The organism is Sinorhizobium meliloti (assembly GCF_017876815.1).
GTDB classification, from domain to species: domain Bacteria; phylum Pseudomonadota; class Alphaproteobacteria; order Rhizobiales; family Rhizobiaceae; genus Sinorhizobium; species Sinorhizobium meliloti.
Window position 1 is genome coordinate 310,068 of record NZ_JAGIOS010000003.1, and the last position, 26,551, is coordinate 336,618.

The 26,551-nt window shown below is 62.4% G+C and carries 26 protein-coding genes; 17 read left to right on the forward strand and 9 right to left on the reverse strand.

What is annotated here, in order from left to right; translation table 11 throughout:
• Window positions 1-4: 4 nt before the first annotated feature.
• The 12 genes from JOH52_RS27940 (at window position 5) to nuoG (ending at window position 13,623) form a co-directional block, all read left to right on the forward strand.
• Complete coding sequence (locus JOH52_RS27940) at window positions 5-1,468, forward strand: monovalent cation/H+ antiporter subunit D family protein (protein WP_014528720.1); 1,464 nt, start codon at window positions 5-7, stop codon at window positions 1,466-1,468.
• A complete protein-coding gene (locus JOH52_RS27945) occupies window positions 1,465-1,719 on the forward strand; it encodes a hypothetical protein (protein ID WP_013845546.1) in 255 nt (84 codons plus the stop codon). Before JOH52_RS27940 ends, JOH52_RS27945 begins: the two co-directional genes overlap by 4 nt.
• A complete protein-coding gene (locus JOH52_RS27950) occupies window positions 1,712-3,472 on the forward strand; it encodes a Na(+)/H(+) antiporter subunit D (protein WP_014531475.1) in 1,761 nt (586 codons plus the stop codon). Before JOH52_RS27945 ends, JOH52_RS27950 begins: the two co-directional genes overlap by 8 nt.
• A 6-nt stretch (window positions 3,473-3,478) precedes the next feature.
• Window positions 3,479-4,954, forward strand: a complete 1,476-nt coding sequence (locus JOH52_RS27955) for an NADH-quinone oxidoreductase subunit M (RefSeq protein WP_014531476.1) — start codon at window positions 3,479-3,481, stop codon at window positions 4,952-4,954.
• On the forward strand, window positions 4,951-6,390 hold the full coding sequence (locus JOH52_RS27960) for an NADH-quinone oxidoreductase subunit N (RefSeq protein ID WP_014528718.1): 1,440 nt from the start codon (window positions 4,951-4,953) through the stop codon (window positions 6,388-6,390). The genes JOH52_RS27955 and JOH52_RS27960 overlap by 4 nt, the downstream gene beginning before the upstream one ends.
• Window positions 6,391-6,605: 215 nt before the next feature.
• Window positions 6,606-6,971, forward strand: a complete 366-nt coding sequence (locus JOH52_RS27965) for an NADH-quinone oxidoreductase subunit A (RefSeq protein WP_010967802.1) — start codon at window positions 6,606-6,608, stop codon at window positions 6,969-6,971.
• The gene (locus JOH52_RS27970; RefSeq protein WP_010967801.1) at window positions 6,959-7,462 is read left to right on the forward strand and encodes a NuoB/complex I 20 kDa subunit family protein; all 504 of its coding nucleotides are present in this window, start codon (window positions 6,959-6,961) and stop codon (window positions 7,460-7,462) included. Before JOH52_RS27965 ends, JOH52_RS27970 begins: the two co-directional genes overlap by 13 nt.
• On the forward strand, window positions 7,459-8,007 hold the full coding sequence (locus JOH52_RS27975) for an NADH-quinone oxidoreductase subunit C (RefSeq protein ID WP_010967800.1): 549 nt from the start codon (window positions 7,459-7,461) through the stop codon (window positions 8,005-8,007). Before JOH52_RS27970 ends, JOH52_RS27975 begins: the two co-directional genes overlap by 4 nt.
• 16 nt (window positions 8,008-8,023) lie before the next feature.
• Window positions 8,024-9,238, forward strand: a complete 1,215-nt coding sequence (nuoD, locus tag JOH52_RS27980; protein ID WP_010967799.1) for an NADH dehydrogenase (quinone) subunit D — start codon at window positions 8,024-8,026, stop codon at window positions 9,236-9,238.
• 18 nt (window positions 9,239-9,256) lie between these two features.
• Entirely contained in the window at window positions 9,257-9,763 is a 507-nt protein-coding gene (nuoE, locus tag JOH52_RS27985; RefSeq protein WP_010967798.1) for an NADH-quinone oxidoreductase subunit NuoE, read from the forward strand.
• Window positions 9,764-9,766: 3 nt separating this feature from the next.
• On the forward strand, window positions 9,767-11,032 hold the full coding sequence (nuoF, locus tag JOH52_RS27990; protein ID WP_014531477.1) for an NADH-quinone oxidoreductase subunit NuoF: 1,266 nt from the start codon (window positions 9,767-9,769) through the stop codon (window positions 11,030-11,032).
• Between the two features lie 29 nt (window positions 11,033-11,061).
• Window positions 11,062-13,623, forward strand: coding sequence for an NADH-quinone oxidoreductase subunit NuoG (gene nuoG / locus JOH52_RS27995; protein WP_014531478.1), 2,562 nt, complete (start codon window positions 11,062-11,064; stop codon window positions 13,621-13,623).
• A gap of 86 nt (window positions 13,624-13,709) precedes the next feature.
• Here nuoG and JOH52_RS28000 read toward each other — a convergent pair whose 3' ends face one another.
• The 4 genes from JOH52_RS28000 to JOH52_RS28015 form a co-directional block, all read right to left on the reverse strand.
• Entirely contained in the window at window positions 13,710-14,150 is a 441-nt protein-coding gene (locus tag JOH52_RS28000) for a CBS domain-containing protein (RefSeq protein WP_013845539.1), read from the reverse strand.
• A gap of 43 nt (window positions 14,151-14,193) precedes the next feature.
• Window positions 14,194-14,760 (reverse strand): NADH-quinone oxidoreductase subunit I, encoded by a 567-nt coding sequence (locus tag JOH52_RS28005; RefSeq protein ID WP_010967794.1) that lies wholly within the window; start codon window positions 14,758-14,760, stop codon window positions 14,194-14,196.
• Window positions 14,761-14,829: 69 nt separating this feature from the next.
• Window positions 14,830-15,816 (reverse strand): NADH-quinone oxidoreductase subunit NuoH, encoded by a 987-nt coding sequence (gene nuoH, locus JOH52_RS28010; RefSeq protein ID WP_014531481.1) that lies wholly within the window; start codon window positions 15,814-15,816, stop codon window positions 14,830-14,832.
• 162 nt (window positions 15,817-15,978) lie between these two features.
• Entirely contained in the window at window positions 15,979-16,125 is a 147-nt protein-coding gene (locus JOH52_RS28015; protein ID WP_014531482.1) for a hypothetical protein, read from the reverse strand.
• Window positions 16,126-16,169: 44 nt separating this feature from the next.
• Between JOH52_RS28015 and JOH52_RS28020 the strand changes: the two genes are divergently transcribed.
• Window positions 16,170-16,361: a DUF6494 family protein gene (locus JOH52_RS28020; RefSeq protein WP_003526979.1), complete on the forward strand. Its 192-nt coding sequence runs from the start codon at window positions 16,170-16,172 to the stop codon at window positions 16,359-16,361.
• A 45-nt stretch (window positions 16,362-16,406) separates the two neighbouring features.
• Here JOH52_RS28020 and JOH52_RS28025 read toward each other — a convergent pair whose 3' ends face one another.
• From JOH52_RS28025 to JOH52_RS28045, 5 genes are all read right to left on the reverse strand, one after another.
• A complete protein-coding gene (locus JOH52_RS28025; protein WP_003526980.1) occupies window positions 16,407-17,327 on the reverse strand; it encodes an ABC transporter permease in 921 nt (306 codons plus the stop codon).
• Window positions 17,327-18,391, reverse strand: coding sequence for an ABC transporter permease (locus JOH52_RS28030; RefSeq protein ID WP_017273857.1), 1,065 nt, complete (start codon window positions 18,389-18,391; stop codon window positions 17,327-17,329). Before JOH52_RS28030 ends, JOH52_RS28025 begins: the two co-directional genes overlap by 1 nt.
• A complete protein-coding gene (locus tag JOH52_RS28035) occupies window positions 18,375-19,910 on the reverse strand; it encodes an ABC transporter ATP-binding protein (RefSeq protein ID WP_014531484.1) in 1,536 nt (511 codons plus the stop codon). The genes JOH52_RS28030 and JOH52_RS28035 overlap by 17 nt, the downstream gene beginning before the upstream one ends.
• An 84-nt stretch (window positions 19,911-19,994) precedes the next feature.
• Window positions 19,995-21,089: a BMP family ABC transporter substrate-binding protein gene (locus JOH52_RS28040; RefSeq protein WP_014531485.1), complete on the reverse strand. Its 1,095-nt coding sequence runs from the start codon at window positions 21,087-21,089 to the stop codon at window positions 19,995-19,997.
• Between the two features lie 53 nt (window positions 21,090-21,142).
• Window positions 21,143-21,913, reverse strand: a complete 771-nt coding sequence (locus JOH52_RS28045) for a GntR family transcriptional regulator (RefSeq protein ID WP_014531486.1) — start codon at window positions 21,911-21,913, stop codon at window positions 21,143-21,145.
• Between the two features lie 231 nt (window positions 21,914-22,144).
• On the opposite strand from JOH52_RS28045, the gene JOH52_RS28050 reads away from it, so the two are divergent.
• Genes JOH52_RS28050 through JOH52_RS28065 form a run of 4 tightly spaced genes read left to right on the forward strand, consistent with a single transcriptional unit; the run spans window position 22,145 to window position 26,405 of the window.
• A complete protein-coding gene (locus JOH52_RS28050) occupies window positions 22,145-23,011 on the forward strand; it encodes an aromatic ring-hydroxylating oxygenase subunit alpha (protein ID WP_014531487.1) in 867 nt (288 codons plus the stop codon).
• 39 nt (window positions 23,012-23,050) lie between these two features.
• Window positions 23,051-23,956, forward strand: coding sequence for an aromatic ring-hydroxylating oxygenase subunit alpha (locus JOH52_RS28055; RefSeq protein WP_013845532.1), 906 nt, complete (start codon window positions 23,051-23,053; stop codon window positions 23,954-23,956).
• Window positions 23,957-23,980: 24 nt separating this feature from the next.
• Window positions 23,981-25,747, forward strand: a complete 1,767-nt coding sequence (locus JOH52_RS28060) for a Rieske 2Fe-2S domain-containing protein (protein ID WP_014531488.1) — start codon at window positions 23,981-23,983, stop codon at window positions 25,745-25,747.
• Window positions 25,748-25,757: 10 nt separating this feature from the next.
• Window positions 25,758-26,405 carry a glutathione S-transferase family protein gene (locus JOH52_RS28065; protein WP_010967785.1) on the forward strand — a complete coding sequence of 216 codons (648 nt, stop codon included), beginning with the start codon at window positions 25,758-25,760 and terminating at the stop codon, window positions 26,403-26,405.
• Window positions 26,406-26,551: the final 146 nt, after the last annotated feature.

The window sequence follows — 26,551 nt, forward strand, 5'->3', positions numbered from 1 at the left end:
CGGCTTGGACCCGGTGATATCGACCCGGCCGCTGCTCGCCGTCGCCGTCGCCGGACTGGCGGCCCTCGCCATTCTCTTTCTCAACAAGCGCGAAAAACTCCGCGACGCGGTATCGCCGATCGCCGCGGTCGCCATGTTTGCGATCGTCGTCTCCATGGCGCCGACGGTGCTGGCCGGCGGCACCGTCGAACTGCGGTTGTTCGAGGTCCTGCCAGGGATCGACGTCGCTTTGCGGGCCGATGCGCTCGGCATGGTATTCGCCACTGTCTCTTCGCTTCTGTGGATCGTGGCCGCGGTCTACTCCATCGGTTATATGCGGCACTTGCACGAGCACGCGCAGACCCGCTTTTTCGCCTGCTTCGCCACCAGCCTCGCGGCCGCAGTGGGCGGCGCCTTCGCCGCAAATCTGTTCACGCTGGTTATCTTCTACGAGGTGCTGAGCCTCGTCACCTATCCGCTCGTCTACCACCACGAGGACGAAGAAGGATGGCGGGGCAGCCGCAAGTATCTCGTCTATCTGATGGGCGCTTCGAAAAGCGTGCTTCTCGCTGCTTTGGCGCTGACCTATCACATCGCCGGGTCGCTCGACTTCGTGAGGGGCGGGTTGCTGACCGGCGCCAATGCCTCGGCGACGCTGCTCACTGTCGTCTATTTCTGCTATCTGTTCGGCTTCGCCAAGGCGGCGGTGATGCCGATGCATGCCTGGCTGCCCGCCGCAATGGTGGCGCCGACGCCTGTCAGCGCGCTCTTGCATGCCGTGGCGGTCGTCAAAATGGGCGTCTTCTGCGTGCTGCGGGTGATCTTTCATGTTTTTGGCGTCAGCACGGTCGGGGAACTGGGCCTTGGGGTCGCCACGGCCTATTTGGTCTCATTCACCATCCTGATGGCATCGGTCTACGCGCTGACGCGCGACGACCTGAAGGCGAGGCTTGCCTATTCGACCGTCAGCCAGCTCTCCTACATCGTGTTGGGCGCGGTACTCCTATCGCCGCTGGCCATGGTCGGCGGGATCATCCACATCGCCGCGCATGCATTCTCCAAGATCACGCTCTTTTTCTGCGCGGGGTCGATCTATTGCGCGTCCGGAAAACGCAACATCAGCGACATGGCGGGCATCGGCCGGAGGCTTCCCTGGACGATGGGGGCATTCTTCGTCGCGTCGCTGAGCATGATCGGCATCCCGCCGACGGCAGGTTTCGTCAGCAAGTGGTATCTGGCGGAGGGCTCGGTAGAGGCCGGACAGATGGCTTTCCTGGCCGTGCTGCTCGCAAGTTCGGTCCTCAATGCCGCCTATTTTCTGCCGGTCAGCTACACCGCCTTTTTCGAGGCGGAGACCAAGGAGAGCCGGGCGCCGGTCCGCGAAATCCCGCTTGTTGCGATCCCGCTGGTCGCGACCGCGATCCTATCAGTGCTGATGGGCATCTTCCCCTACTATTTCCTCACCCTCGCGGACGGAGTGATCCGATGATCAAGCCTGTCGTCGATTTCTTTGGTGACGCGCAATATGCGAGGTTGCGCCGGCGGCTGTTCTATCTGGTGCTCGTCCTGATCGTCGCCGCCGACTTCCTGGTTCCCCGCGACCACGCCGAATACCTGTGGGAGCGGCTGCCGGGCTGGCCGGCGGCGTACGGCTTCGGCTCCTGCGTGCTGCTCATCTTCGTTTCCAAGTTTCTCGGTCATCGCGCCGGGCTGATGCGGCGCGAGGACTACTATGATTGATTTCGTCCACCCGGCTCTCATCTTCATTCTAGGCGCTCTGCCGATCCCGTTCTTAACGGGACCGGTGCGTAAAGCCTATCTCGTGCTGATCCCGGTACTGGCGATCGTCGCCGTCACGGCGATAGAGCCCGGCAGTCATGGCGAGACGCAGTTCCTCGGCCAGGACATTCTGGTTGCGAAGGCCGACAAGCTCAGCATCGTCTTCGCGACCGTCTTCACCATCATGGCGCTGATCGGCACGGTCTATGCATTGCACCTTTCCGGCGCCGGCCAGCATGTGGCCGCCTTCGTCTATGTCGGCAGCGCGCTCGGGGTGGTGTTCGCAGGCGACTATCTGACCCTCTACCTGTTTTGGGAGGGCATGGCATTCGCCTCGGCTTATCTGGTCTTCGCTCAAGGAGGCCGACAGGCGATCCGCGCCGCTTTTCGGTATCTTATGGTCCACGTCACCGGCGGCGTCGTCCTGCTCGGGGGAATTCTGCTCCATGGGGCAGCCGCAGGCTCGCTGCTCTTCGGTCCGGTCGAGGGCCCTTTGGGCGCGGGTGCCTACCTCATTCTTGCCGGTTTCCTGCTCAACGCGGCGGTGCCGCCGCTCAATGCCTGGCTGACCGATGCCTACCCGGAGGCGACCGTCACCGGGGCGGTGTTCATGAGCGCCTTCACGACCAAGACCGCCGTCTACGTGCTGGCGCGGGCGTTTCCGGGTATCGAACTGCTGGTCTGGCTCGGCACGGTGATGGCGCTCTATGGCGTCATTTATGCGGTGCTGGAAAACGACTGCCGCCGCCTTCTTGCCTATCATATCGTCAGCCAGGTGGGCTACATGGTCGCGGGCATCGGCATCGGCACCGAGCTGGCGGTGAACGGAGCCACCAGTCACGCCTTCGCGCACATCCTTTACAAGGGGCTCCTGTTCATGGGCGCCGGGGCGGTGATCTACGTCACAGGCCGGCGCAAGCTCACGGAGCTTGGCGGGCTCTACAAGGCAATGCCGCTGACGGTGGCGCTCTATATGATCGGCGCCTTTGCGATCTCGGCATTTCCGTTCTTCTCGGGTTTTGTCAGCAAATCGATGGTGGTGGCCGCTGCAGGGCAGGATCACCGCGCGCTGGTGATGCTGGCGCTGACGATGGCGTCATCCGGGACGTTCCTGCACACCGGGCTCAAACTCCCCTATTACATGTTCTTCGGTACCGACCGGGGGCTGCAGGCACGGGAGCCGCCCGGCAACATGCTGGCCGCGATGGGCATGGCGGCGGCGCTTTGCATTGCCATCGGCGTATTCCCCGGACCGCTCTACGCGCTTCTGCCCTATCCTGTCGATTTCGAGCCCTATACCGGCGTCCACGTGACCGAGAGCCTCGGGATCCTGATGTTCACGGCTCTGGGCTTTGTGATCTTCCTCCGGGCGCTCGATCCCGAAAACACGATCAGTCTCGACATCGACTGGTTCTATCGCAAGGGCGCCCGCGCCTTCATGTGGTTCGCAGAAAGACCGTTGGCGCGCTATGAGAAGGCGGTCAGCGACGTGTCGGAGACCACGGTTCTGCCCTTCCTGCACGGCTCGGCGCGCACGGGGATGCGGCTCGATCTCAATGGCGTGGATGGAGTCGTCAATGGCGTCGCCCGATCGATCCTCGAAGGCGGCGGCGTATTGCGGCGCTTGCAGACCGGCGTCATCAGCCATTACGTGCTGGCGATGATCGCCGGTCTGATCGCGGCCATCCTCGTCTTCGCGGTCGTCTGGAGGTAGGGCGCGATGTCGATCCCGCTGCTGAGCCTCATCGTCTTCGTGCCCGTCGCCGGGGCGGCCGTTCTGATGTTCATGCGCAGCGACGATGCGGTGCGGTGGACTGCGCTCGGTTTCGGGATTGTCGATCTCGCTCTCTGCGTGGTGATGCTGGCAGGCTTCGACACGACGACCCACGAAATGCAGTTCACCGAGAGCCGTCCCTGGGTGCCCGCGCTCGGGATCACCTATGCGCTCGGCGTCGACGGCATCAGCGCGCTCTTCCTGTTCCTGACGGCGCTGTTGAGCTTGATCTCCGTGCTCGCTTCCTGGGTGGCGATCGACCGCAAGGTGAAGGAGTTCATGGTCAGCCTGCTGGTCATGCAGGCGCTGATGCTCGGTGTCTTCTGCGCGCTCGACCTGTTCCTGTTCTACGTCTTCTGGGAAGCGATGCTGATTCCGATGTATCTGATCATCGGCGTCTGGGGCGGCGAAGGCCGGGTCTATGCTGCGTTCAAGTTCTTCCTCTACACGCTGGCCGGCAGCATCCTCTTCCTGATCGGCGTCATCGTGCTCTATTTCCAGGGGGGCGAGACCTTCGACATACTCGCCCTGACGGGGCAGGATCTGCCCTTCGGCGTCCAGGCCTGGCTGTTCTTCGCCTTCCTGGTGGCCTTCGCTGTCAAGGTGCCGATGGTGCCGGTGCACACGTGGCTGCCGGACGCCCATGTGCAGGCGCCGACTGCGGGCAGCATCATTCTCGCGGGCGTGCTCCTGAAGATGGGTGCTTACGGATTCCTGCGCTTCTCGCTGCCGATGCTGCCGGAAGCATCGCTCTATTATTCGACGCTCATGCTCGCGCTTTCGGCTCTTGCGATCGTTTATGGCGGCCTGCTGGCTCTGGCCCAGGACGACCTAAAAAAGCTGGTGGCCTATTCCAGCATCAGCCATATGGGATTCGTGACGCTCGGGATTTTCGCGCTGAATCTGCGCGGGCTCGAGGGCAGCATCCTGCAGATGTTCAATCACGGGATAACGACGGGCGCATTGTTCCTGTTCGTGGGCCTGATCTACGAGCGCACGCATACCCGCAGCATCGCGAATTACGGCGGGCTGATGAAGGCGGCGCCCGTCTATACCGCCTTTCTTGCGCTCTTCACCCTGTCTTCGATGGCGCTGCCGGGGACGAACGCTTTCGTGGGCGAACTGCTGGTGCTGTCAGGCGGGTTTGCGGCAAACCTCGCCGCGGGCGCCGCGGCCGTAGTGGGTGCGTTGCTGAGTGCCGCCTACCTGCTCGGCATGTACGGGAAAGTGGCGCTTGGTCCGCCGAGTGTGAGTGCGAAGTATGAGATACATGACGTGAACGGCCGCGAGATCGCTGCCATCCTGCCGCTCGCCATCTTCGTGCTCTGGGTTGGGCTCTATCCGCGCCCGTTCCTCGGGATCATCGATGCGTCGGTTCGAAATCTGCTGGTGCAGGTACACGGTGAAGGGAGTGGTCAATGACTGCTGCCGCGCTTCTCCAATGGGCCCTGGCGAGCGTCCCCGAGATCATCGTGGTCACCGGTGCCTGCGTCCTGCTGATTGTCGGAGAGCTTGTGCGCAAGGGACGCGACGATCTGCTCCTGTGGGCTTCAGTAGCGATCGTGCTCCTCGCCGCGGTAGCCACGCTCATGCTGGCAGGCGAGATGCAGCCAGCCTATGCGGGCATGTTCATTTCCGACCGCTTCGCCGTCTTCTTCAAGTTGGTGTTTTATCTGGCGACCATCCTGACCTTCTTCCTGTCGCGGAAATACGCCGAGATAGAGGGGATCGGCAGGAGCGAATATTATGTCCTGCTGCTCTTTGCCCTTGTGGGAATGATGATCATGGCCTCGGCGATCGACCTCCTGTCGATCTATGTGGGTCTCGAGTTGATGGTGCTCTGCACCTATGTGCTGACAGGCTTCCTGCGCAAAGAGCGGCGGTCGAACGAGGCGGCGTTGAAATATGTGATCCTCGGCGCGGTCTCGACGGCGATTTTCCTTTATGGAGTCTCGCTCATCTACGGGCTCACCGGTACGACCCAGCTGAACCGGATGGCTGAGGCGGTGAGCGGCGGTCCGCTCGATCCCGCCCTGCTGCTGGCGGTCGTTTTCATCGTTGCGGGGCTCGTCTTCAAGATCGGCGCCGTGCCGTTCCATATGTGGGTGCCGGATGTCTATGAAGGCGCGCCGACGACGATCACCGCCTTCATGTCGGTCGCGCCCAAGGCGGCCGGATTCGCGGTGATTCTCCGGGTGTTCCTCAATCCGCTTGTCGAAGCCTCGAACGCCTGGATCATCGTCGCGGCCATTGCGGTGGCAACGATGGCGCTCGGCAGTTTCGTCGCGCTTGTGCAGGATAATTTCAAGCGCCTGCTCGCCTATTCCAGCATCGCCCATGCGGGTTTCGCTATTTTCGGCGTGGTGGCCGGCGGCCAGGACGGGATCGCCAGCGTAATGCTCTATCTGCTCATCTACACTTTCATGAATCTCGGCATTTTCGGCGCGGTGATCATGATGCGGAACGGCGACTTTTCCGGCGAAGTCATCGAAGACTACGCGGGTTTCGCCAAGTTCCATCCCGGACTCGCGCTTCTGATGCTCCTTTATCTCTTCTCGCTCGCTGGCATTCCGCCGACGGCCGGGTTCTTCGCCAAGTTCTATGTGCTGGTCGCGCTGGTCGAGCGCGGTTTCGTCGCGCTGGCGGTGATCGCAGTCCTGCTCAGCGTCGTCTCCGCCTATTTCTATATCCGCATCGTCATGGTGATCTACATGCGTGAGCCGGAAAGGGCGTTCGAACCTGCGTTGACGCCGCTCGTCAGCGCCACGCTCGCCTTCACCGCCGCCGGCACCATCGGCATCGGCCTGTTTCCGGCGTGGTTCCTGAGGCTTGCTCAACAGTCGGCTTTCGGCGGGTAAGGCGGGTTTTCGCTGCTGTATCGGCGTTTGCTACAGGCGGGCCGATTCGGATCATGCATTACTAATCAATTGGATTTGCATTGATCCGCCCGACGGCATAGACTCGCCTTGGAGGAAAAGGATTGCCAAGGCCGCCTATCGAGGCGCCGGCATCCCCGGTTCCGAAGGGGCCGATCGCGGCTGAGAAAAGCCGCTGGTTGGCCAAGGCCAACGCTATGACGGCAATGGAGTTCCTGCCGGTTCTGTTTATGGTTACCGGGATAGTCCTGGTGGCGGCGGCGACGCTTTTCGTCTCATCGCTGTTGCGTCCGTCCAATCCCTATCCCGAGAAGAACGCCCCTTACGAATGCGGTATGGAAGCGGCGGGCGAGGCCGCAGGCGGGCGCTTCCGGGTTCCGTTCTTTATCCTCGCTATCCTCCTCGTGGTCTTCGATGTCGAAGCGATGTTCCTCTTTCCCTGGGCGGTCGTCCTGAAGGAGATCGGCTTCGTCGGCTATATCGAGATGTTCGTCTTCATGTTGCTGCTACTTGTGGGCTTCGCCTATGCCTGGCTGAAGGGGGCGCTGGAATGGCAGGAGTAAACGACGCGATTCGCGACAGCGTACTGTTCACCACGGCCGACAGCATCATCAGTTGGAGCCGGAGGTCGGCCCTGTGGCCCGAAACCTTCGGCATTGCCTGCTGCGCCATCGAAATGATCTCGGCCGGTTGCGCGCGCTACGACCTCGACCGGTTCGGCGTGGTGTTCCGGCCTTCTCCGCGGCAGTCCGATGTGATGATCATTGCCGGCACAGTCACTCGGAAATTCGCGCCCGTCGTGCGGCGGCTTTACGACCAGATGCCGGAACCGCGTTGGGTGATTGCGATGGGGACCTGCGCAATTTCGGGCGGAGTCTACAACACCTATGCCGTGGTGCAGGGATCGGAAACCTTCGTCCCCGTCGACGTGCATGTGCCCGGCTGTCCGCCGCGGCCGGAGGCGCTGATGCACGGTTTTCTCCTGCTTCAGGAAAAGATCAAGAAGTCCCGTGCACTTACCGGGACGCCCCTAGGACGGGTTATAGCATCATGACCGGGGAGCGGCCCGTCCATCTCACGGCGATCATTGGGAGCTTCGGGGGAGCGGTCGAGAATCTCGGCGCTGCGCATGGTATTTACGCTTTTGCCGTCCCACCGGAGCAGATCGTCGAGTTCTGTCGGTTCCTGAAAGAACACCCGGCGCTTGAGTTCGATTTCCTCTCGGACATATGCGGCGTCGATCACTATCCCGAGACGCCGCGCTTCGAGACGGTTTACCATCTCTATTCGCTGAAGAACAAATGGCGTGTTCGCATCAAGTGCCGCCTCGGCGAGCCGCCGCATGTTCCCACTGTCACGGGAGTCTGGCGAACCGCCAACTGGCATGAGCGCGAGGCCTGGGATATGTACGGCATCCGCTTCGAGGGGCATCCCGATCTGCGCCGCATCTACATGTGGGAAGGCTTCGAGGGCTTTCCGCAACGGAAGGATTTCCCCTTGAGGGGCTACAAGGACAAGCTGAACCCCTTCGGTGCCGAGGGGCCGCCGCCGACGCAGCCGGACCTCGCCACTAACGATATACCCCAAGGAGGCCGCTAGACGCCGGAGAGTTGAGATGACCGAAGTCACCGAGCTCATGAGGCCGGAAGGCGAAGCGCTCAATACCAAGGAGGTGCTTCTCAATCTCGGTCCGCAGCACCCGAGCACCCACGGGGTTCTGCGGCTCGTGCTCCAACTCGACGGCGAATATGTCGAGCGCGTCGACCCGCATATCGGCTATCTCCACCGTGGCACAGAAAAGCTCGCGGAGAGCTTCACCTATACGCAGATCTTCCCGCTGACCGACCGACTCGACTATCTCTGTCCGCCTTCGAACAATCTGGCCTTCGCGCTCGCCGTGGAGAAGCTGCTCGGCATAGAAGCCCCGATCCGGGCGCAATATATCCGCGTCATGATGGCCGAACTCGCACGGATTTCCGGCCATCTCCTGATCACCGGCGCGCTGCCTATGGACCTGGGCGCCATGACGGCGCTGCTTTACGCCATGCGCGAGCGCGAAATGATCATGGACCTCCTGGAAATGATCACCGGTGCGCGCATGCACACGTCCTACTGCCGCGTCGGCGGGGTGCGCGAGGACCTGCCCGATGGGTTCCTTCCGAAGATCCGGGAGTTCTGCGAGATATTCCCGAACCGGATCCGTGACTATGAGCGCCTGATAGAGAACAATCGGGTGTTTCTCAGCCGTACGCAAGGGGTCGGCGTGATCTCCGCAACGGACGCGATCGACCTCGGCCTGAGCGGGCCGAACCTGCGTGCCTCCGGCGTCGACTGGGACATCCGGCGCGACGAACCCTATGAAATCTACGACCGGCTCGACTTCGACGTCATCACGCGCGAGGAGGGCGATTGCTATTCGCGCTGGCTTTGCCGGGTCGACGAGATGCGCGAGAGCATCCGCCTTATCGAACAATGCATGGAGCAGATGCCGGAGGGGCCGTTTCAGGTCGATATTCCGACGATCGCCTTCCCCGTCGATAAAGAGCGCGTGCATTGCTCGATGGAGGCCCTGATCCAGCATTTCGATCTCTCCGCCTATGGCTTCGACGTACCCGCGGGTGAGGTCTATTCGGTAATCGAGGCGCCCAAGGGGGAACTCGGCTTCTACATCATCAGCGACGGATCGCCGAAGCCGTTCCGCATGAAGGTGAGGGCGCCTTCCTTCGTCAATCTCCAGGCGCTCTTCGGCGTCACCAATGCACGCTACCTCGCCGACATGATCGCGGTGCTCGGCAGCCTCGACCCGGTGATGGCGGAGGTGGACAAGTAGCAGGGAGGATCGGACGCGATGACGATGCGCGAAGAGATCGAGGCGGCGGCGGCACGATACCCCGACCGGCGGTCGGCGATCATGCCCGCGCTCATGATCGCGCAGAAGGAGCATGGTCATCTGCCCGGCCCGGTTCTCGAAGAGGTCGCCCAAATCCTCGGCGTCGAGCGCGTTTGGGTCTATGAACTGGCGACCTTCTACACGCTCTTCCATACCGAACCGATCGGCAGGTTCCACCTGCAACTCTGCGACAACGTCTCCTGCATGCTGTGCGGATCCGAGGCGCTGCTGACGCATCTGGAAACGACACTGGGGATCAGGAAGGGCGAGACCACGCCGGACGGTGCGTTCACGCTTTCGACCGTCGAATGTCTCGGGGCCTGCGAAATGGCTCCGGTTATGCAGGTCGGCGACGATTACCACGGCAACCTTGATGCCGCGCGGCTCGATGCGCTGCTGGAGAGCTTCCGCGCGGCGGAGCGGGTGACGAGCGTCGAGCGCGCTGCTGCGGCGCCAGGAGAGTAAGCCATGTTCGAGCCTGTCCTGCTCAGGAATGTCGATGTGCCGGACGGTCATCTGCTGTCGACGTACGAGGCCGGCGGCGGCTACCGGGCGCTCAGGAAGGCGCTCGGCGAATATACGCCCGACGAGATCGTCGAGCTCGTCAAGGAGTCCAACCTGCGCGGCCGCGGGGGTGCCGGGTTCCCCACGGGCATGAAGTGGAGCTTCGTGCCGAAAGCGGCCGGCAAGCCGAAATACCTCTGCTGCAATGCCGATGAAGGGGAACCCGGCACCTTCAAGGACCGCATCATCATGGAGCGTGACCCGCATCAGCTCATCGAGGGGCTGGCGGTCAGCGCCTATGCAATCGGAGCCGAGACGGCTTACGTCTACATTCGCGGAGAATATGTGACGGCTATACGCCGCATGGAACAGGCGATCGCCGAGGCACATGAAAACGGCTATCTGGGCATCGGCATTCTTGGCTCGGACTTCAATTTCATGGTCCACATCCATCGCGGTGCCGGCGCCTATATCTGCGGCGAGGAGACCGCAATGCTCGAGTCACTCGAGGGCAAGCGGGCGCAGCCGCGACTGAAGCCGCCGTTTCCGGCCGTGGCCGGGCTCTATGCCAGCCCCACTGTCATCAACAATGTCGAGACGCTTGCCTGCGTGCCGCATATCGTGACGCGCGGATCGGCATGGTTCCGCGGCATAGGGCCGGACAGGAGCCCCGGCCCGAAACTCTACTGCCTCAGCGGTCAGGTTCGCAAACCCGGCCTCTATGAGCTGCCGATGGGCATATCGCTGCGGGAGCTCGTCGAGGAGCACGCCGGCGGACCCCTGCCGGGGCGAAAGGTCAAGGCGGTGATTCCCGGTGGGGTATCGGCGCCGGTTATCCCGGAGGGCGAGCTCGAGGTGAGCATGGATTTCGACTCGCTCACTGCCGCCGGTTCGATGCTCGGCTCGGCAGGCGTGGTCGTGATCGACGACTCGACCTGCATGGTCAAGCTCGCCACGCGGATCATCGAGTTCTTCCACCATGAGTCCTGCGGCAAGTGCACGCCATGCCGGGAAGGATTGGACTGGACCGTGAAAGTCCTGCGGCGCATTGAGGCAGGCGAGGGTGAAACCGGCGATCTGGAGCAGTTGGAGATGCTCTGCAAGGGCATTTTCGGCAACACGTTTTGCGCCCTGGGCGACGGTGCGGCCATGGGATTGCGGGCCGCGCTCAAGCATTTCCGCGCGGAGTTCGTCGCCCACATCGAAGAGCGGAGGTGCCCTTTCCACTGAAAGGGAACCGGGCCGGTCTGGGAGGAAGTATGGTCAAGGTTACGATCGACGAACAATCGCTGGAGGTCGAGGCTGGCTCCACGGTGCTCGCCGCCGCCGAGCGGCTGGGCATTGAGATCCCCACCTTCTGCTATTGGAAGCGGCTGCCGCCACTCGCCTCGTGCCGCATGTGTCTGGTGGAGATCGAGGGACTGCGGCGGCTGCAGCCGGCTTGCGCCACTGTGGCAGCGGACGGCATGGTAGTTCGGACAAATACGCCGCTAATTGAGGAAACGCGCTCGTCCATGCTCGACATGCTGCTCGCCAATCACCCGCTCGATTGCCCGATCTGCGACAAGGGCGGCGAGTGCGAGCTTCAGGACATGGTCATGGCGTATGGACCCGGCGAAAGCCGGTTCCGCGACCCAAAACGTGTGTTTCATTCGAAGGACATCCGTCTGAGCCCGGTCATCATCATGAATGTCAACCGGTGCATCCAGTGCCAGCGCTGCGTGCGCATGTGCGAGGAGGTCGTGGGCGCGGTGGCGCTGGGCACGGTCGAAAAGGGGATGGACACGGCCGTCACCGGTTTCGAGGGGAGTCTCGCAAGCTGCGACCAGTGCGGCAATTGCGTCGAGGTCTGCCCCGTCGGCGCGCTGATGAGTTTCCCCTATCGCTACAAGGCACGGCCCTGGGATCTCGCCGAGACCGACACGATCTGCCCGCATTGCGGCACCGGCTGCCAGCTCACCGTCGGAGCGCGCAAAGGTGAGTTCATGCGGGTCCGCTCGGACTGGGAACATGGCGTCAACCGCGAAACGCTTTGCGTGCGCGGCCGCTTCGGCCTCGACTTCATCGAGAGCCGGAATCGGATCAAGCGGCCGATGATCCGCCGCGATGGGGCGCTCACGCCGGTGTCATGGGAGGAGGCGGGCGATTTTCTCCGCCAGCGCCTCGGGGTAGCGGAGGGCAAGGCCGCCGGCGGGCTCATCTCGCCGCGTCTGCCGAACGAGGTGCTCTACCAGTTCCAGAAGCTGATGCGGACGGTGTTGCGCACCAATAATGTCGACTGCTCGTCGCGCTGGTCCGCGCCCCTCGACATTCTGGTCCCCATAGTGGCAAGCTTTTGCAGCCGCGACCCTCTCGAACAGGTGATCGGCAAGGACTGCGTCCTTATCATCGGCGGCAATGTGACCGAGGAGAACCCGGTCACCGAATACCTCCTGCGCGATGCCGCGCGGCGGCGGCATACCCGCTTGCTCATGCTTTCGGCGCGGCCATCGCGCCTCGATGCCGATGCCCGGGCGGTCCTTCGCGCCCATCCAGGCGGCGAGGGTCAGAGCCTTGCCGCGGTCGTGGCTGCTCTCGTGGCCGTAACCGATGAGGGCTTGCCAGACGATATCCTTGCGAAGACCAGCGGGACGATCGCCAGTTCCGGCGCCAATGACGCGTTGGACCGTCTGGTCTCAACGCTCAAGGAAGGTCGGAGCGTCACTCTCCTGGTAAGCGTCGATCTGCTGAGATCACCGCTGGCGCGGAAGACGCTCGAGCAGCTCGGCAATCTCCTGCAACTCCTGCGCCTGCTCGGCAAGGAACCCTCGCTGCAGTTCCTCTTCGATCGTGCCAATCAGATGGGCGCCTGGGACATGGGTGTTCTGCCGGGAGTTTTGCCGGGACTGGGCCCCATCGCCGATGAGGCAACACGCACGAAGTTCGAACGGAGCTGGGGCGCAGAGATCCCTCGCGAACCGGGCGCCGATGTCGACGCGATGCTGGAACTCTGCGAAAAGGGGGGGATGGGCGTGCTCTATGTGGTCGGAAGCGACCCGCTGATATCCTATCCCGACCGGGAGTTCGTGGAGCGCGCACTCGGTGCCGCCAATCTTCTGATCGTGCAGGACGCGTTTCTCACCGATACGGCCGGACTGGCCGACGTCGTGCTGCCTGCGGCCGGTTACGGCGAAGAATCCGGCACGTTCACCAACAATGAAGGTCGTACCCAGGCGCTCCGCAAATTCCGCGAACCGGCTTTTGACGCCAGGAGCAATCTGGCGATCTTCGGCTTTATCGCGGCGCTTCGGGAGCAGCCGCTGCAGCCATCGACCGAGACCGTCATCTTCGAGGAGATGACCCGGTTGGTTCCCGCCTATGAAGGCTTGACGTGGGAAGGGCTTGGTGCCGACGGTGCCTTCACCACGTCAGCCCCGAAGCCTTGGACAAGCGGGTTCTTCGCTCCTCTGTCTGCACCTGGGGTGACGGACGTGCTCCAGCTGATCACCGGCAACTGCCTGTTCCACAATGGCTATGTTTCCGAGCGCTCGGAAACCCTGAATTCGGTCGCAGATGACCCTTTTATCGAGATGAGCGCTCAGGATGCCGCTGGTCTCAGCCTTTCGGACGGCGATCAGGTGCTCGTGCGATCTGCCCGGGGCGAGCTGACGGCGAAGCTCAAGGTCAACAGGCGCTTTCCGCACGGGCTCGTGTTCGTTCCCGAAAACTACCGCGCCCTGCGGCTCAACAGTCTGATGCGGCGGGGCGAGTATCCATGTCCGGTGGAGATCCGAGAGTGCGCGAAGCGCGCTGCGTCTGCTCTGGATGAAGAACGGGTCTGATTGCATCCGGATCCGGGCAGAGGGGGTATATGCTGCAGCCTTGCTGTTGATCTCGACTCCCAGGCAATCTGCGGCAGGCGACTTCGTCAGCGATAGTTTGCTCCGCAAATGTAATCGTGCATGTCCCGCTCCGCTTGCAATGCCTCTTCGAGCCGGTGTTTGACCACGTCGCCGATGCTGACCACGCCGACGGCATCGTTGCCGTCCATGACTAATACATGGCGCGTGCGCCGCTCGGTCATGATCGACATCACGAATGGGAGGAAATCCTCCGTCGAGCAGGTCGCGACAGTGCGGTTCATGATTTCTCCCACCCGCATCAGGGGTGCTTCGGTGCCGTACTCGGCCACGGCATGGCAGCAGTCCCGCTCCGAGAGTGTGCCCAGGCATTCCCCTGGCGAACGGCCGACGACGACGAAGCCGATATTCTTGTCGCGAAACAGCCGCAATACTTCCACCATCGTGTGGTCCGGCGTGACCGAGAAGATTTCGGGAGACTTGCTCCCCAGGATTTGGCAGATGTGCATCTGAACCTCCAGTCCCTGCTTCGGCGCAACGCCCGGCGCGCCTTCACTTTCGTCGAATATTCCGCCACCAATTGTACCCGCGCGGCTCGCTGGCCTCGACCAGAACATCCCGTTCGGTGTTCAGGCGCGCAGCCACGACACCGCCGCCGGTCATCGCCTTGCCCGGCTTGGCGAGCAGATCGTCACGGCCGATCACCAAGTCGCGCGAGGAGAAACTCGAAAATTCATATTGTTGGCCAAGAGCGATCGCGTCCGCCGGGCAGGCGTCCTCGCAGAGCCCACAGAAGAGACAGCGGGCCGTGTCGATTTCGAATTTGGCAGGGCGCCGATTGCCCTTCTCGTCCTCGTAGGGGACCACTTCGATGCAGTCGCAGGGACAGATCCGCGCGCAAAGTTCGCAAGCGACGCATTTGATCTCGCCCTCGTCGTCACGCTTGAGGAAATGATGCCCGCGATAGCGCGAATAGGGCAGCCACTTCTCCTTGTCCGGATATTGCATGGTGACGGGTCTGGAAAACATGTAGCCGAAGGTCAAAGCCAAACCATTCGCCAGATCGGCGAAGAAGGCCCAGCCGATCCATCTTCCAGCTTTGTCCAGTGCGCGCGACATGGCCGCCTCGCTGCGGCTCCTGAGAGTCGTCTTGCATGTCCGTGCCCAGAGCTTCCGGGACGGCATGCATCAAGAAAATACAACACCGCTGATGATTATGTTCGCCAAAGACAGGGGAAGCAAGACCTTCCATCCGATCGCCATCAGTTGGTCGTAGCGGTAACGGGGGAAGGTGAAGCGGAACCACATGAACAAATAGACGAAGAAGGCAACCTTCAGCAAAAACCAGAGGAGCGGCGGCAGCGGGATGAGCACGCCGTTCCACCCGCCGAAGAACAGGATCACGGTGAGGACCGACACCAGCACCATCACGACATATTCGCTGACCATGAACAAGGCGAAGCGAATGCCGCTATATTCGGTGTGGAACCCGGCTCCCAGATCGCCTTCGGCTTCCGCAAGGTCGAAAGGAATTCGCTGCGCTTCTGCAAGGCCCGCGACGAAGAACACGAAACATCCGATCGGCTGATAAACGACATTCCAGACGTCGGTTTGCGCCCGCACGATATCCAGCAGGCTCATGGATTGCGCCAGCATGACGACACCGATGACCGCGAACCCCATCGGGATTTCGTAGCTGATCATTTGCGCGCAGGTCCGCAGAGAACCAAGGACCGCATATTTGCTGTTTGCCGCCCAGCCGCCGAAGATGACGCCATAGACCTCCAGCCCGATCACCGCGAAGACGAAAAGCAGCGCTACGTTCAGGTTGGAAATGTAGAGCGTGATCTCGTTGCCGAGGACCGAAACGCTTTCGCCGAACGGGATTGCTGCAAACACCACGAAGGGCGGGGCAAGCGCCAGGATCGGTGCCAGTTTGAACAGGAAGCGGTCGGCTTCGGCCGGTATATGATCCTCCTTGGTCAGAAGCTTGATCCCGTCCGCCACCGGCTGCAGCAGTCCGTGCCAGCCCACGCGCATCGGTCCCATCCTCTGCTGCATGTGCCCGGCGATTTTGCGTTCCAACCACGTCAACGGCAGGGGCAGCAACAGGAGGATCGCGATCACCAAGGCGACCTTGAAGACGATCACGCCGAGGGCGACGATAAGTTCCATGACTTTGCGTCCGTTGCCCGGCCCCGCGCATGTTGTCGGACGCGCAGAGCACGATGTGGCACTCTGGATCGCTGCATGACTTCATCCTTGGCTCGGCCAGCTTCTTAAGGCAACATGCAGCAGCGCGCGTTTTGCGCACCTTTCAGCCTCACGGTACAGCCGTCACGCTCCACTTGCAATGAGGGGGCAAGGAACCGGCGTCGACAGCATCTGCCGGCGGTATGCTGAACCCGATCCCCACATGGCGGAGGCGGCCTCGCGGGTGATCTGGTTTTCAGCAATCCGCGCGGCCGTTGCTTCCTTGTTCACGCCCCTTCTCCTACAATCACTTCCAGAGACAGAGGAGTCCTGCCATGAGCGAAGATGCCTTCAATATGTCGATCCGCAAGTTCCTGAAAGAAGTTGGAGTCACGTCGCAGCGAGAGATCGAGGAGACGGTGCGCAAGGGGCAGATCGACGGCAACAAGTTGAAAGTCCGCATGACGCTGACGGCGGAAGGCACCGATCTCAATCACGTAGTGGCGGGTGAGATAGAGCTTCCATAACCCGAGAGCGGAAGCTCCAGCATCACCGCCACCTTTCCTGGAACGCTAGCTCGCCGCCCGGAATGGCTTTGCCAGCGACGCCGGGAAGTGCAGCGTCAGCAATTGGCGATTTTGCGAGATGATCACGAGAACTATGATCGTCGCGAGATAGGGAAGCGCCGAGAGCAGCTCCGAAGGGACCGCGATGCCGAGAGCCTGGCCCTGCAGCTGCAGGATCGTCATGCCGCCGAACAGCCAGGCGCCGATCAGCACGCGCAACGGCCGCCATGTCGCAAAGACGACGAGTGCCAGCGAGATCCAGCCCTTGCCGGCCGTCATGTTTTCCACCCAGAGCGGCGTGTAAGCGACCGACAGGTATGCCCCGGCAAGGCCAGCCATCAGACCACCGAAAAGCACCGCCAGATATCTGATCCTGATGACAGGATAGCCGATCGCGTGCGACGTCTCGGGCGACTCGCCGATGGTGCGCAAGATGAGGCCTCCCTTGGTGCGGTAGAGGAACCAGGTGATGAGGCCGAACATCCCGATTGCCAGATAGACCATCGGATCGAAGCGGAAGAACATCGGCCCGACCACCGGGATATCGGAGAGGAAGGGGATATGGACGCGCTTCAGCGCATCGATCGGCGCGCTGCCGAACCCGCGGCCCAGAAACGCCGAAACCCCCGACCCGAATATGGCGAGCGCCAAGCCGGCGGCATATTGGTTGGTCAGAAACGTCAGCGCCAGCACCCCGAAGAGAAGCGAGGTGGCGGCGCCGGCGAGTGCGCCGGCGGCGATGGCCACGGGCATCGGCAGGCCGGCGATCACCGCCCAGAAGGCGAAGGCCGCCCCCATCAGCATCATGCCCTCGAGTCCCAGGTTGAGCACGCCGGACTTCTCGACGACGAGCTCGCCAAGGGCTGCGAATATCAATGGCGTCGCGGCGATAATGGTCCCGGTGAAAATGGCAATGAAAAGATCCATCAGGCGTGCTCCGGAAGACGAAGACGATAGTAGATGAAGAAGTCGGCAGCGAGCAGGAAGAACAGGAGGATGCCCTGGAAGATGCGGGTGAGCGCCGCCGGCAGGCCGAGGGTCATCTGGACGGTTTCGCCGCCGAGGAAGAGGAGCGACATCAGCAGCCCCCCGAGCACGATGCCAAAGGCGTTCAGCCGTCCGATGAAGGCGACGATGATGGCGGCAAAGCCGTAACCGGGCGAGATCTGGGGCGACAATTGTCCGAGCGGGCCGGCCACTTCCGCCATACCGGCGATGCCTGCCGCAGCGCCACCCGCAAGCAGCCCTGTCCAGACTGCGGAGGACTCGCGAAAGCCCGCATAGCGTGCCGCAAGCGGAGCGGCGCCGCTCACCGACATCTTGTAGCCGAGAAAGCTGCGATCGGTGAAGAGCCACATCATGACGACCGCCACGGCCGTGATGAAGATCGACGGATTGAGCCGGTAGGAATAATCGAAAGGCTCGAACATTGCCGCCGCGGGCAGGAGCGCCGTTTGCGGATAGTTGAAGCCCGCCGGATCGCGCCACGGGCCGTGCACCAGAAAGGACAGCAGCAGCGTCGCGATATAGGTCAGCATGAGCGTGACCAGGATCTCGTTGGTGTTCATGCGGGCTCTGAGAAATGCCGGGATCGCTGCCCATGCCATGCCGGCTCCTGCGCCGGCGAGAAACATCAGGGGAATGAGGAGCGGGCTTTCGGGATCGGGATATAAAAGGCCGACGCCACAGGCTGCGATAGCGCCGATGATGAGTTGTCCCTCGGCGCCGATGTTCCAGATGTTGGCACGGAATCCGACCGCCAGTCCGCAGGCGATCAGGATCAGAGGCGAAGCCTTGAGCAGCCACTCCGAAAGGCCGTTGGTGGAATTGATGGGCGCCACGAAAAAGGCGTGCAGCGTCGCCAGCGGATCATAGCCGAGTGCGGCAAACAGTACGGACCCGGCGAGAAAGGTCAGCGCGGTGGCGATCACCGGAGCGGCGATGCGCATCTGGGCGGATGGTTCCTGCCGTTGTTCAATCCTCAAGCGCAACTTCGCTTCTCCTCGTTTCGCCATGGCCGACCCGGGTCATCAACAGGCCGATCTCTTCGCGATTGGTCTGCTTTCTGATCAATGGAGGGGAAACGCGGCCGTTGGAAATGACCAGCAAACGGTCGCAAATCTCGAACAGTTCATCGAGCTCCTCCGATACGACGAGCACCGCGGCGCCGCCGCGGCTTAGATCGACAAGCGTCTGGCGGATGAAGGCAGCTGCACCGACATCCACGCCCCAGGTCGGCTGGGACACGAGAAGAATCTTCGGCTCCAGGGTGAGTTCGCGGCCGACGATGAATTTCTGCAGGTTGCCGCCGGAGAGGCTTTGCGCGCTCGCTTGCGGTCCATTCGCCTTCACCTTGAAGCGCTCGATAATGTGCCTCGCGAACTCGCCGGCCCGCCTGCGGTCGACGAGAGCGTTGCGCACGAGGCCCGCCCGGTGGGCCGTCAGCACTGCGTTTTCCCATAGGGCATGGGGCGGAACCGCGCCACGGCCGAGGCGTTCCTCCGGGACGAAGGCCATGCCGAGCTTGCGCCGTTCGCCGGCGTTGAGATGGCCGGACGGTCTGCCGCCGATGAGGATCGTCTCCGCACGCGGATGGGTCCGCTCGCCGCTCAACAGCGCGATCAACTCCGCCTGGCCATTGCCCGACACACCGGCCAGTCCGACGATCTCGCCGCCATGCACCTCGAGGGATACATCCGTCAGCTCGGTGCCGTACTTGTCCCGGGCGGGAGCGGACAGCCCGCGAACTTCCAGCAGCGGCTTGGCGCTCGGGGCTGAAGGACTGACATGCATTTGCGGAAGCTGCGAGCCGACCATCATCCGGGCGAGCTCCAGCGACGTCGATTCCTTGGGTTTTGCCGTGCCAGTCACCTTGCCGTTGCGCAGCACGGTGGCGGTGTCGCAAAGTTCCTGCACTTCATCGAGCTTGTGGCTGATATAGACGATGCTGCAGCCTTCGCTTGCCAATTGGCGAAGCGTTTCGAAGAGCTTCACCACGGCTTGCGGCGTAAGCACCGAGGTCGGCTCGTCCAGGATCAGAAGTTTGGGTGACTGCAGGAGGCATCGCACGATCTCGACGCGCTGCCGCTCGCCGACGGAGAGATCGTGCACCCTGCGGTGCGGATCGATTGGCATGCCGTAGCGTGCCGAGAGGGTCTTGATCTCGGCCGCGAGCCGGTCGAGGTCGAAAGTGCCTTTGACCGCCAGGGCGATATTCTCGACCACCGACACGGATTCGAAGAGCGCGAAATGCTGGTAGACCATCTCGATCCCGAGCGAACGCGAGATTGCGGGATTGTGCGCTTCGATCCGTCTGCCGTCGCAATAGATCTCGCCCGAATCGGCTTGAGCTGCGCCATAGATGATCTTCATCAGCGTCGATTTGCCGGCGCCGTTCTCTCCGAGGACGGCGTGTATCTCTCCCGGCAGGATCGACAGCGAGACGGCGTCGTTCGCGACGGTGCCGGGAAAACATTTGGTAATGCTGCGCAGTTCGAGGCGGGGGATCATGGCCGCTCCTGCCGTGGTTGTGCGTTGGCGACGACGTGTCCGCGGCGCGGATTCCGCCGCGGCACGCCGATTTCAGGACGCGGCTCAGCTGAGCTTGCCGATCATTCCCCTGACGAACCAGTTCATCCCCCGGATGTCGGTATCCGAAAGAACCGACCCGGCAGCGACCTTGGTGTTGCCGTCCTGGTCCTTGAGCTCGCCGGCATAGGGATGGATCTTGCCCGCTGCGATATCGGCTTCGAGCTGCTTCAATTTGGCCTGGATGTCGGCAGGGATCGCCTCGTTATAGGGGGCCATCTTGACCACGCCGGCGGCAAGCCCATCCCAACGCGCCTCGGCCTTCCAGGTGCCCTCCGCGACGCCTTTTGCGGCACGCAGATACTCACTGGACCAGTCGAGCGTAAAGGCCGTGAGTTGTTTGCCGGAGCCGAACTTGGCCATGTCGCTGGCGTAGCCGATCGACCAGGCGCCGCCTTCGCCGGCCACCTGTACGCCGGTTGCCGTATCGGTCATCGAACAGATGACGTCGCAGCCTTGCGACAGCAGCGTATTGGCGGCTTCCTTCTCCTTGCCCGGGTCGAACCAGGAGTTGAGGAAGATGGCGTTGCAGGTGACCTCCGGATTGACGCTCTGCGCGCCGAGAAGAAGCGCATTCGCCGGCCCGACAATGTCCGGGATCGGGAAGCCGCCGATGAAGCCGATCTTGCCGGACTTGCTCATATGCCCGCCGGCAGCGCCCGCGACGAAGGTGCCCTCGTAATATTTGGCCTCGAAGGTGCCGAGGTTTGCGCGGTGCACGATGCCCGAACAGTGTTCGAAGGCCGTCTTGGGGAAGCGCGGCGCCACCTTCTGCATCGGCGTGCCGTGCGAGAAGCTGGTCCCGAAAATCAGCTGATTTCCCGAGGCGGCGAGCTCGCGGAAGACGCGCTCGGCATCCTGGGGCATGAAGATGTTGTCGATGACCGTTATGGCGACTTTGTCGCCGAATTCCTTCTTGATCGCGTCGACGCCCAGGCTGTGCTGTTTGGTCCAGCCAATCTCGGCGATCGGCGAGACATAGACGACGCCGATCTTGAGCGGCTCCTCTGCGCCCGCGAAGCTGGCAAGGCTTCCGGTTCCGAGTGCCACACCGGTCGCGCCGGAATATCGAAGGAATTGTCGTCTGGTCAGGTTGAACATGGCAGTACCCCTTTGTCGGTTCGTGTCGTTTCTCCGGCTTGTGTCCGCCGGATCTATTTCGTGGCGTGAACGTGGCGACCCGCGCCGGTCCAGCCGCTTTCTCCCGTTTTCCTGCGCGGCGCCGGCTTAGGCGCCTCGTCGGCTTTGCCGTCGAGATAGGGCTGAAGCGCCTCCCGCGGCGTCAGCTCCGGAAAGACCTGCCGATCCATGATATAACCGCGTACGACGCTGCGGTGATGGGTGTCGATCAGTTCCATGACGGGCTTCAGCCGGCCCTTTTCGAGCAGATCGATCACGCGCTGGTGGTCGTCCAGCAGATTGCAATAGTCGAAATCGGCGGAGATCAGTGAGCGCAGGAGCGTGGTGCGCCGCACGAGCTGCGCGTGAATTTCCTGCATGACCTTGTTTCGGCTGAGGCGAACGAAGAGAGTATGAAACTCCTGGCCGAGAACGTCGGCAAGCGCGTCGTTGCCGGATGCGACGGCCTGGCGTTGCCGCTCCACGTGCTGGCGCAACTCGGCGAAGCCGGCGGGCCCGAGCCGGTCGCAGAGCTGGGCGGCGACGCCCTGTTCCACGAGCGTCAGCGCGTCGTATATCTCCATCGCCTCTTGCATGCTCGGGCGCGCGACGAAGGCGCCGCGATTGCGCTCGATCTGCGCCAGCCCGTCGTCGGCAAGCCTGATCAGCGCCTGGCGGATGACGATGCGGCTGACCTCGAAGATTTCCGCAAGTTCGCGCTCGCCGAGCTTGCATCCGGGTACGAGCCGGTGATCGATGATCGCCCGGGTCAGGATATCGGCAATCGCCTGCGAACGGCTGCTCATGACGGGTCTCTCCATCTCCCGCAGAAAATCTGCGGGACGGTCGCACCGGAATGTTGCATGGCCACATATCCGGCGTTACGAATTCCATATCGGTATTCAATCAAATCAAGCTGTCAATCAAAAAACACGTTTTGCCATGCAAATTTTCATTGATTGGTATCCAATCTTGTGGTTCCAATGAGTCCATCAAGGAGCTAGGTTCATCGGGAAGTGCTAGCCAGGGAGGGTGCGATGAGCAGAACTGCCCTTTGTAGCGATCGAGTTCTTCTTAATGACTGGCATGTCGTTGCGGACCTGACGAACCTGTCGTCGACCGCGCCCTTTCACACCCGCCTGCTCGGTGTTGATCTCACCATCCACTGTGGTGGGCGCTATCGCCGACAGGTGGTTCGCAGCGATGGCGGCGAGCCGGTGAATTCCGACAGCCGTTACGGTTTTCTCTGGGCTTGTCTCGGCACGCCCGAGCGCGACATCGTCTTCGTGCCGGAGGCGAACGAGGCGGGCCGTTATCTCGTGACCGGTGGATCGATCGCCGTGAACGTCTCGGGGCTGCGCGCGGTCGAGAACTTCCTAGACATGGGGCACTTTCCTTTCATTCACACGGGCTGGCTCGGTGAGGAACCGCACACCGAGGTCGCGCCCTACAAGGTCGAGCTTACCGACGCCGACGAGGTCATGGCGACCGAATGCAAGTTCTATCAGCCGGTCGCATCGCCAACAGCGAAGGAAGGCTTCGTCGTCGATTACATCTACAAGGTGATCCGTCCGTACACGGTGGCGCTTTACAAGAGCAATCCTGTTCATAAGGCGCGGCTCGACGTAATCACGCTCTTCGTGCAGCCGGTTGACGAGGAACGCTGCATCGCCCATCCGTTCCTCTGCTACCTGAAGGAAGGCGTCAGCGAGGCCTCGATCCGCAGCTTCATGCAATTGATCTTCGCCCAGGACAAGCCGATCCTGGAAAATCAGCTGCCGAAAAGGCTGCCGCTTGACCCGCGCGCCGAAACCCCGATCCGAGCCGATGCCGTTTCCGTCTATTACCGCCGATGGCTGCGCGATCGCGCGGTCACCTTCGGCGCGATCCCGGCCCGGATGTAACCGCCTTATGATCAGACGCCATTCACGGAGATGAACGACATGAGCCCGACCAAATGCCAGGACCAGGTGGTTCTCGATCTTTGGCACCCGCTGGCGGCGCTGGAGGAGATGCCGGCGAGGACGGTTCAGGATACGGTGCTGCTCGAGGAACGCATCAGCTATGTCTCGGACGGCGAAGGCAAGGCGGCCGCCTGGCATTCGCGCCCGGAGCTCCCTGCCGGCAGCCGGGTCGATATCGATACGCTCGACGGCGGTCTTCCGGTCAAGATGGCCTACGGGTATATCTGGACCTCGCTGGGCACGCCGCCGGCCGAGCTGTTCGCGATTCCGGAATATGCGGAGTCTGACCGTCGCAGACTGAATGCTGCCAGCATCGGCGTCAATGTCTCGGCGCCGCGCGCGATCGAGAATTTCCTCGACATGGGCCATTTCCCCTATGTCCACACCGACATTCTCGGAGCCGAACCGCACACGGAGGTCAAGGAGTACGACGTCGAGCTTTCGGTCGAGCGCGATGAGATCGTCGCCACGCGCTGTCGCTTCTTTCAGCCGATGGCCTCGACCGCATCGACCGGCGGTGCCGATGTCGAGTACATCTATCGGGTGCCGCACCCCTACTGCTCGGTGCTTTACAAATCCAGCCCCGTCGACGAGAGCCGCCTCGACGTCATCGCCGTTTTCCTTCAGCCGGTCGATCAGGAGCATGTCCGCGCGCATATGATGCTCTGTGTCCTCGACGAAGAGAACGAAGACAAGGTGATCAAACGCTTCCAGCAAACGATCTTCGGCCAGGACAAGCCGATCCTGGAAAACCAGTTTCCGAAGCGTCTCCCGCTCGACCCGCGGGCCGAGACGCCGATCCGCGCCGACAAGTCTGCGATCGCCTACCGCCGTTGGCTCAGCCAGAAGGGCGTGACCTACGGGGTCATCCCGGCCGCCACCTGACGTTTCAGAATTCTGGAGAGAACGATGCTCGATACCGCCAAGACCAGATGGCATCCCGTTGCCGCATCCTATGATCTGCCGTTCCGCCACATCTTTCATGCCCAGTTGCTCGGCCGCGAGTTCGCCGTCTGGCGTGCCGACGACGGCTACGTCAATATCTGGGAGAACCGCTGTCTGCACCGCGGCGTCCGCCTTTCGATCGGCATCAACGATGGCCGTGAGTTGAAGTGCCAGTATCATGGCTGGCGCTATTCCAACCGCACCGCCGGCTGTACCTATATTCCGGCGCACCCGGCCGACGCTCCGGCCCGCACCATTACCAACCGTACCTTTGCGAGCGTCGAGCGCTATGGCCTCGTCTGGACGGCGGAGGAGCCTCAAGGGGACGTGCCGGAAGTTACAGGCCTCGCCGAAGGCGATCTTCTCACCCTTCGCGGCATTCCGGTCAATGCGCCGGCCGATGTCGTGGTGGCGGCTCTGACAGGCTACCGCTTCCAGCCGAACGGCCGCCTCGAAGGCAGAGCGGCGGATATGTCGCTAAAGGCGAGCGACGGCTTCTCGGTGGCGCTCACGGCCCGCGAAGAGGGCGCCGAGACGCTTGCCGTGTTCTTCGTCCAGCCGGTCGACTCCAACCGTTCGGTCATCCGCGGCGTACTCGATTCCTCGCCGCGCGGCGCCGAGCGGCTTACCGTCCTGCACCACCACAACGAACGGCTTTCGAAGCTTCGCGAGATCGTGGAGCGCGAGGCTCAAGCCGCACCGCAGCCGGCGCCGCTCGAGCCGGTGATCGAGCGCGTTTCGCCGGAACTGGCCGAGCTGCCGGAGATGACCGCCCACGGCCGCAAGGCGACGATCCGTGTCACGGTCGCGCGAAAGTGGATGGCCGCGGACGGGATCGCGGCGTTCGAGCTTCGCCCGATCAAGGGCCTGCTGCCGACTTTCCAGCCCGGCGCCCATATCGACGTGCACATGCCGAACGGGCTGATCCGGCAATATTCGATCACCAATGGCCCGGGCGAAAGCGACAGCTACGTCATCGGGGTCAAGCTGGAACGGGAATCGAAGGGCGGCTCGCGATGCATGCATGAGACGCTTCGCGAGGGCGACGTCCTGGCGATTTCGGAGCCGCGCAACAATTTCCCGCTGCGTCGCGATGCCGAGAAGACGATTTTCGTCGCCGGCGGCATCGGCGCCACGCCGCTGATTGCCATGGCACAGGCTCTTAAGAACCAGAGCCTGGACTTCGCCTTCCACTACTTCGCCCAGAACCAGGCACAGCTCGCCTTTCCGGAAAAGACCGCTCTCCTCGGCGAGGCGCTGAAGCCCCAGCTCGGGCTCGACCCGGAAGGGACTGCCGCTAAGCTCAAGGACATTCTTTCCGGGTATCGGCCCGGCATGCATGTCTATCTCTGCGGTCCGGGGCCTATGCTCGAGGCGGCGCGCCGGATCGCTGCGGAGGTCGGCTGGCCGGAAACTGCGGTGCATTTCGAGTATTTCAAGAACACCAATACGATAGACGACAGTTCGAGCTTCGAGGTGGCGCTGGCGCGCTCCTGCGTGACATTTAAGGTGCCGGCCGGCAGGACCATCCTCGATGTGATGCGCGAAGTCGGGATCGACATGCCGTCATCCTGCGAGCAGGGTGCCTGCGGCACCTGTCTTGCGACCGTGATCGAGGGTGAGCCCGATCACCAGGACGTCTATTTGAACGACGCCGAGCGCAAGTCCGGCACCAAGATCATGACCTGCGTGTCGCGCGCCAAATCCGCGCGCCTCGTCCTCGATCTCTAGGAGCTGCCCGATGATCACCCTCTACGATTACGAACTCTCGGGCAACTGCTACAAGCTCAGACTTCTGATGAGCATGCTCGGCATCGAGTACAAGACGGTACCGGTCGATTTCTATCCCGGCCGCGAACACAAGTCGGATTGGTTCCTGAAGCTCAATCCGCTTGGACAACTCCCGGTGATCGAGGATGACGGACTGGTGCTGCGCGACGCGCAGGCGATCCTCGTCTACATCGGCTCCAAATATGATCCTTCCGGCACCTGGTATCCGCGTGACAACCCGGCGCTGCTCGGCGAGATCAGTCAGTGGCTCGCCTTTGCGGACGGGATCACGGGCACGGCTTCGGCCGCGCGTCTCCATGACGGCCTGTTCTACGAACTGGACGTCGAGGCGGCTCGGGCCGGTGCGCATAGGCTGTTTCGCATCCTCGACGAGCATCTCTGGTTCGGCGAGCAGGAAGGGCGCGACTGGATCTGCTCGGCCCCACACCCGACCGTCGCTGACATCGCCTGTTTCCCCTACATCATGCTGTCGGAAGAGGGGGGCATTCCCCGGCAGGACTATCCGGCAATCCGTCGTTGGTGCGATCGCCTCAAGCGGATCAAAGGCTTCACGGTCATGTCGGGGATTTTTCCTGCCGGCCCGGCGCGTGCCGCTTGAGGGCGTTCCAGCGACTGGATTGCGTGCGTCGATACGGCGAGGTCGCGCAGTCGACATCCGTACGGCGCTCGCATTGGTGGAGCGGCAACTCCGCCTGAGGAGGCGGGAACCTCTCACAGCGCATGCACGCTATCGCCGCCGCCCAC

Bases quoted from the DNA above. Each gene is read 5' to 3' on its own strand.
- nuoG (WP_014531478.1), top strand. From the start codon at position 11,062: ATGGTCAAGGTTACGATCGACGAACAATCGCTGGAGGTCGAGGCTGGC.
- JOH52_RS28065 (WP_010967785.1), top strand. From the start codon at position 25,758: ATGATCACCCTCTACGATTACGAACTCTCGGGCAACTGCTACAAGCTC.
- JOH52_RS28040 (WP_014531485.1), bottom strand. From the start codon at position 21,089: ATGTTCAACCTGACCAGACGACAATTCCTTCGATATTCCGGCGCGACC.
- JOH52_RS27950 (WP_014531475.1), top strand. From the start codon at position 1,712: ATGATTGATTTCGTCCACCCGGCTCTCATCTTCATTCTAGGCGCTCTG.
- JOH52_RS27965 (WP_010967802.1), top strand. From the start codon at position 6,606: ATGACGGCAATGGAGTTCCTGCCGGTTCTGTTTATGGTTACCGGGATA.
- JOH52_RS28060 (WP_014531488.1), top strand. From the start codon at position 23,981: ATGCTCGATACCGCCAAGACCAGATGGCATCCCGTTGCCGCATCCTAT.
- nuoE (WP_010967798.1), top strand. From the start codon at position 9,257: ATGACGATGCGCGAAGAGATCGAGGCGGCGGCGGCACGATACCCCGAC.
- JOH52_RS27975 (WP_010967800.1), top strand. From the start codon at position 7,459: ATGACCGGGGAGCGGCCCGTCCATCTCACGGCGATCATTGGGAGCTTC.
- JOH52_RS28050 (WP_014531487.1), top strand. From the start codon at position 22,145: ATGAGCAGAACTGCCCTTTGTAGCGATCGAGTTCTTCTTAATGACTGG.
- nuoF (WP_014531477.1), top strand. From the start codon at position 9,767: ATGTTCGAGCCTGTCCTGCTCAGGAATGTCGATGTGCCGGACGGTCAT.
- JOH52_RS28045 (WP_014531486.1), bottom strand. From the start codon at position 21,913: ATGAGCAGCCGTTCGCAGGCGATTGCCGATATCCTGACCCGGGCGATC.
- JOH52_RS28000 (WP_013845539.1), bottom strand. From the start codon at position 14,150: ATGCACATCTGCCAAATCCTGGGGAGCAAGTCTCCCGAAATCTTCTCG.
- JOH52_RS27960 (WP_014528718.1), top strand. From the start codon at position 4,951: ATGACTGCTGCCGCGCTTCTCCAATGGGCCCTGGCGAGCGTCCCCGAG.
- JOH52_RS27955 (WP_014531476.1), top strand. From the start codon at position 3,479: ATGTCGATCCCGCTGCTGAGCCTCATCGTCTTCGTGCCCGTCGCCGGG.
- JOH52_RS28035 (WP_014531484.1), bottom strand. From the start codon at position 19,910: ATGATCCCCCGCCTCGAACTGCGCAGCATTACCAAATGTTTTCCCGGC.
- nuoD (WP_010967799.1), top strand. From the start codon at position 8,024: ATGACCGAAGTCACCGAGCTCATGAGGCCGGAAGGCGAAGCGCTCAAT.
- nuoH (WP_014531481.1), bottom strand. From the start codon at position 15,816: ATGGAACTTATCGTCGCCCTCGGCGTGATCGTCTTCAAGGTCGCCTTG.
- JOH52_RS28055 (WP_013845532.1), top strand. From the start codon at position 23,051: ATGAGCCCGACCAAATGCCAGGACCAGGTGGTTCTCGATCTTTGGCAC.
- JOH52_RS28025 (WP_003526980.1), bottom strand. From the start codon at position 17,327: ATGGATCTTTTCATTGCCATTTTCACCGGGACCATTATCGCCGCGACG.
- JOH52_RS27945 (WP_013845546.1), top strand. From the start codon at position 1,465: ATGATCAAGCCTGTCGTCGATTTCTTTGGTGACGCGCAATATGCGAGG.
- JOH52_RS27970 (WP_010967801.1), top strand. From the start codon at position 6,959: ATGGCAGGAGTAAACGACGCGATTCGCGACAGCGTACTGTTCACCACG.
- JOH52_RS28005 (WP_010967794.1), bottom strand. From the start codon at position 14,760: ATGTCGCGCGCACTGGACAAAGCTGGAAGATGGATCGGCTGGGCCTTC.
- JOH52_RS28020 (WP_003526979.1), top strand. From the start codon at position 16,170: ATGAGCGAAGATGCCTTCAATATGTCGATCCGCAAGTTCCTGAAAGAA.